The sequence below is a fragment of the Pseudoxanthomonas dokdonensis genome, from assembly GCF_001431405.1.
Lineage (GTDB): Bacteria > Pseudomonadota > Gammaproteobacteria > Xanthomonadales > Xanthomonadaceae > Pseudoxanthomonas_A > Pseudoxanthomonas_A dokdonensis.
On the sequence record NZ_LDJL01000029.1, the window covers coordinates 1 to 3,318 of the forward strand.

Sequence of the window (3,318 nt, forward strand, 5' to 3'; positions counted from 1 at the left end):
TCTGGCTGGCCAGCCAGAACGACTGGTTCTATTCGTCCATCCTCGACCTGAGCCTGAATGGCGACGTCCAGCGCGTGCTGTTGCGCGACATGCAGCGTCATCCGTTCAAGCAGCAGATCATGCACCTGGATTTCCAGCGCGTGACCGCCGGCCAGGCCCTGCGCACCGCGGTGCCGCTGCACTTCATCAACCAGGACACCTCGCCGGCTGGCAAGGCCGCCGACGTCGTGGTCACCCACGAGTTGAACGAAGTGGTGGTGGAATGCCTGCCGAAGGATCTGCCGGAATTCCTGGAAATCGACCTGGCCAACCTGGCCCTGGGCGACGTCATCCACCTGTCGGAAGTCAAGCTGCCGGCCGGTGTTGAAATCCCCGAACTGAAGCTGGGCAAGGAACACGACGTCGCCGTCGTGGTTGCCAAGCACGGTCGGGTGGAAATCGCCGACGAAGAAGAAAGCACCGACACCGAAGCTGGCGACGTGCCGGCCACCAACGTCGGCAAGGACGAGGAATAAGCATCGCCTGCGACGTACCCGCGTGAGCGGGTACGTCCTCGATGCGCGCTGCGATGGCAGGCCTGCGACTCATCGTTGGACTGGGCAATCCCGGCAGCGAACACGCGCGAACCCGGCACAACGCCGGGTTCCGTTTTGTCGATACCCTGGCGGCACGGCAGGGCGAACGCTTCGGGCTGGAGAGCAAACTGTTCGGCGAGACTGCCAAGGCGGTCATCGACGGCCAGCCGGTGTGGCTGCTCAAGCCCGCCACCTACATGAACCTGAGTGGCAAATCGGTCACCGCCGCGTTGCGGTTCTGGAAGATCGAGCCCGAGCAGGCACTGCTGGCACATGACGAACTGGATCTGCCGGTCGGCAGCGCTCGCTTGAAGTTCGACGGCGGCCATGGCGGCCAGAATGGTCTGCGCGACACCATGCAATTGCTTGGCCACGGCAGGTTCCACCGCCTGCGCATCGGCATTGGCCACCCCGGCCACAAGGACCGCGTGACCGGCTGGGTACTGGGCAAGCCGAGCGTCGAGGATGAAATACTGATTGGCCATGCCATCGACGACGCCATCGACGTATTGCCGCTGGCGGTGCAGGGCAATTTCATGGATGCAATGACCCGCCTGCATACCAACAAGGGAGTAGGAAGCGGGAAGTAGGGAGCGGCGACAGCCCGATTCTCCCTGCTTCCCATTTCCCACATCCGGATTCAGCACATGGGTATCAAATGCGGCATCGTCGGCCTGCCCAACGTGGGCAAGTCGACCCTGTTCAACGCGCTGACCAAGGCGGGCATCGCGGCGGCCAACTTTCCGTTCTGCACGATCGAGCCGAACGTCGGCATCGTGCCGGTGCCGGACCCGCGGCTCAACCAGCTGGCCGAGATCGTCAAACCGCAGAAACTGATTCCGACAGCGGTCGAATTCGTCGACATCGCCGGTCTGGTCGCCGGCGCTGCCAGCGGTGAAGGCCTGGGCAACAAGTTCCTGGCCCACATCCGCGAAGTCGATGCCATCACCCACGTCGTGCGCTGCTTCGAGCATGGCGACATCGTCCACGTCGCCGGCAAGGTCGACCCGCTGTCGGACATCGACACCATCGACACCGAGTTGGCGCTGGCGGATCTGGACAGCGTGGAAAAGGCCCTCAATCGGGCCGAACGCGCTGCCAAGGGCGGTGACAAGGAAGCGGCCGCGCGCAAGCCGGTGCTGGCCAAGTTGCAGGCGGCGCTGGCTGAAGGCAAGGCTGGCCGCGCGGCGGGACTGGACGACGAGGAAAAAGCGCTGGTGCGCGACCTGTTCCTGCTGACCCTGAAGCCGGTGATGTACATCGCCAACGTGCTCGAGGACGGCTTCGACAATAACCCGCACCTGGAGGCCGTGCGCGCCCGTGCCGCCGCGGAAGGCGCGCAGGTGGTGCCGGTGTCGGCGGCGATCGAGGAAGAACTGGCCCAGCTGGACGACGAGGACCGCGACACCTTCCTGGCCGACCTCGGCCTGGCCGAGCCGGGCCTGAACCGGGTGATCTACGCCGCCTACCAGTTGCTTGGCCTGCAGACCTACTTCACCGCCGGGGTCAAGGAAGTACGCGCCTGGACGGTCAAGGCCGGCTCGACCGCGCCACAGGCCGCCGCCGTCATCCATACCGACTTCGAGAAGGGCTTCATCCGCGCCGAAACCATTTCCTTCGAGGACTTCATCAAGTACCGCGGTGAAGCCGGGGCCAAGGAAGCCGGCCGCCTGCGCCTGGAAGGCAAGGAATATCGCGTGCAGGAAGGCGACGTCCTGCATTTCCGCTTCAACGTCTGAAAAAAACTTGCCGTTATTCGTTGACAGAGCCGGCAAGTCAGGCCAAAATTACGGGCTGTTTCACCAGTGACCAATTCGGGCCAGCCCGCAGCGGACACCAGTGGAGCCCAGGCAGTTCCAGTGCCCTGATTCAGTGTTACTGGAGGGATACCCAAGCGGCCAACGGGGGCAGACTGTAAATCTGCTGGCTTACGCCTTCGGTGGTTCGAATCCACCTCCCTCCACCAAGTTTCAAAACCGGTGATCAAATCGTTCGCGAGGACATCATCGGAGCCGGACCCGCAGGTGGATGAGAACCACCGACGTGGTTCGACAGCGACACCGCAAGGTGGCGCTGAACGTCCGGAGGACGGCCCGGAGGGCGAAGCGCCGCAGGCGCGGAGTCATCCACCTCCCTCCACCAAGTTTCAAAACCGGTGATCAAATCGTTCGCGAGGACATCATCGGAGCCGGACCCGCAGGTGGATGAGAAGCACCGACGTGGTTCGACAGCGACACCGCAAGGTGGCGCTGAACGTCCGGAGGACGGCCCGGAGGGCGAAGCGCCACAGGCGCGGAGTCATCCACCTCCCTCCACCAAGTTTCAAACCCGGTGATCAAATCGTTCGCGAGGACATCATCGGAAATCGGTTGTTGTGGTCTCCCGGTGCGGGAGTAGTTCAACGGTAGAACCTCAGCCTTCCAAGCTGATGGTGCGGGTTCGATTCCCGTCTCCCGCTCCACGTTGGAACACAGGCGCACGAAGCCGCAACAACCGGTACAATAAGAGTTTCGCTCACGTAGCTCAGTCGGTAGAGCACCTCCTTGGTAAGGAGGAGGTCGATGGTTCGATTCCATTCGTGAGCACCATCTTGTTACACCCGCTCCACCATCCAATCAACGATTCGAGAAGAAGCAGCCATGGCAAAGGGTAAATTCGAACGCACCAAGCCGCACGTGAACGTGGGCACCATTGGTCACGTTGACCATGGCAAGACCACGCTGACCGCCGCACTGACCAAGAT

The 3,318-nt window shown here is 62.7% G+C and carries 4 protein-coding genes, 3 tRNA genes and 2 other RNA genes; all 9 read left to right on the top strand.

What is annotated here, in order from left to right; all coding sequences use genetic code 11:
• On the top strand, positions 1 to 515 hold a 515-nt coding region (locus ABB29_RS15865), incomplete at its 5' end, for a 50S ribosomal protein L25/general stress protein Ctc (RefSeq protein ID WP_057660878.1).
• Positions 516 to 568: 53 nt separating this feature from the next.
• Positions 569 to 1,165 carry an aminoacyl-tRNA hydrolase gene (gene pth, locus ABB29_RS15870; RefSeq protein ID WP_057660881.1) on the top strand — a complete coding sequence of 199 codons (597 nt, stop codon included), beginning with the start codon at positions 569 to 571 and terminating at the stop codon, positions 1,163 to 1,165.
• 57 nt (positions 1,166 to 1,222) lie between these two features.
• Positions 1,223 to 2,314, top strand: a complete 1,092-nt coding sequence (ychF, locus tag ABB29_RS15875; protein ID WP_057660883.1) for a redox-regulated ATPase YchF — start codon at positions 1,223 to 1,225, stop codon at positions 2,312 to 2,314.
• A gap of 141 nt (positions 2,315 to 2,455) precedes the next feature.
• Positions 2,456 to 2,541: transfer RNA gene (locus ABB29_RS15880), tRNA-Tyr, on the top strand.
• 41 nt (positions 2,542 to 2,582) lie between these two features.
• Positions 2,583 to 2,717: non-coding RNA, RtT sRNA (locus ABB29_RS16210), on the top strand.
• Positions 2,718 to 2,758: 41 nt separating this feature from the next.
• Positions 2,759 to 2,893: non-coding RNA, RtT sRNA (locus ABB29_RS16215), on the top strand.
• Positions 2,894 to 2,962: 69 nt separating this feature from the next.
• Positions 2,963 to 3,036: transfer RNA gene (locus ABB29_RS15885), tRNA-Gly, on the top strand.
• A 51-nt stretch (positions 3,037 to 3,087) separates the two neighbouring features.
• Positions 3,088 to 3,163 (top strand) — tRNA-Thr (locus tag ABB29_RS15890).
• 51 nt (positions 3,164 to 3,214) lie between these two features.
• Positions 3,215 to 3,318: GTP-binding protein (locus ABB29_RS15895; protein WP_033833047.1), on the top strand; the 104-nt coding region annotated here is incomplete at its 3' end.

Bases quoted from the DNA above. Each gene is read 5' to 3' on its own strand.
- pth (WP_057660881.1), top strand. From the start codon at position 569: ATGGCAGGCCTGCGACTCATCGTTGGACTGGGCAATCCCGGCAGCGAA.
- ychF (WP_057660883.1), top strand. From the start codon at position 1,223: ATGGGTATCAAATGCGGCATCGTCGGCCTGCCCAACGTGGGCAAGTCG.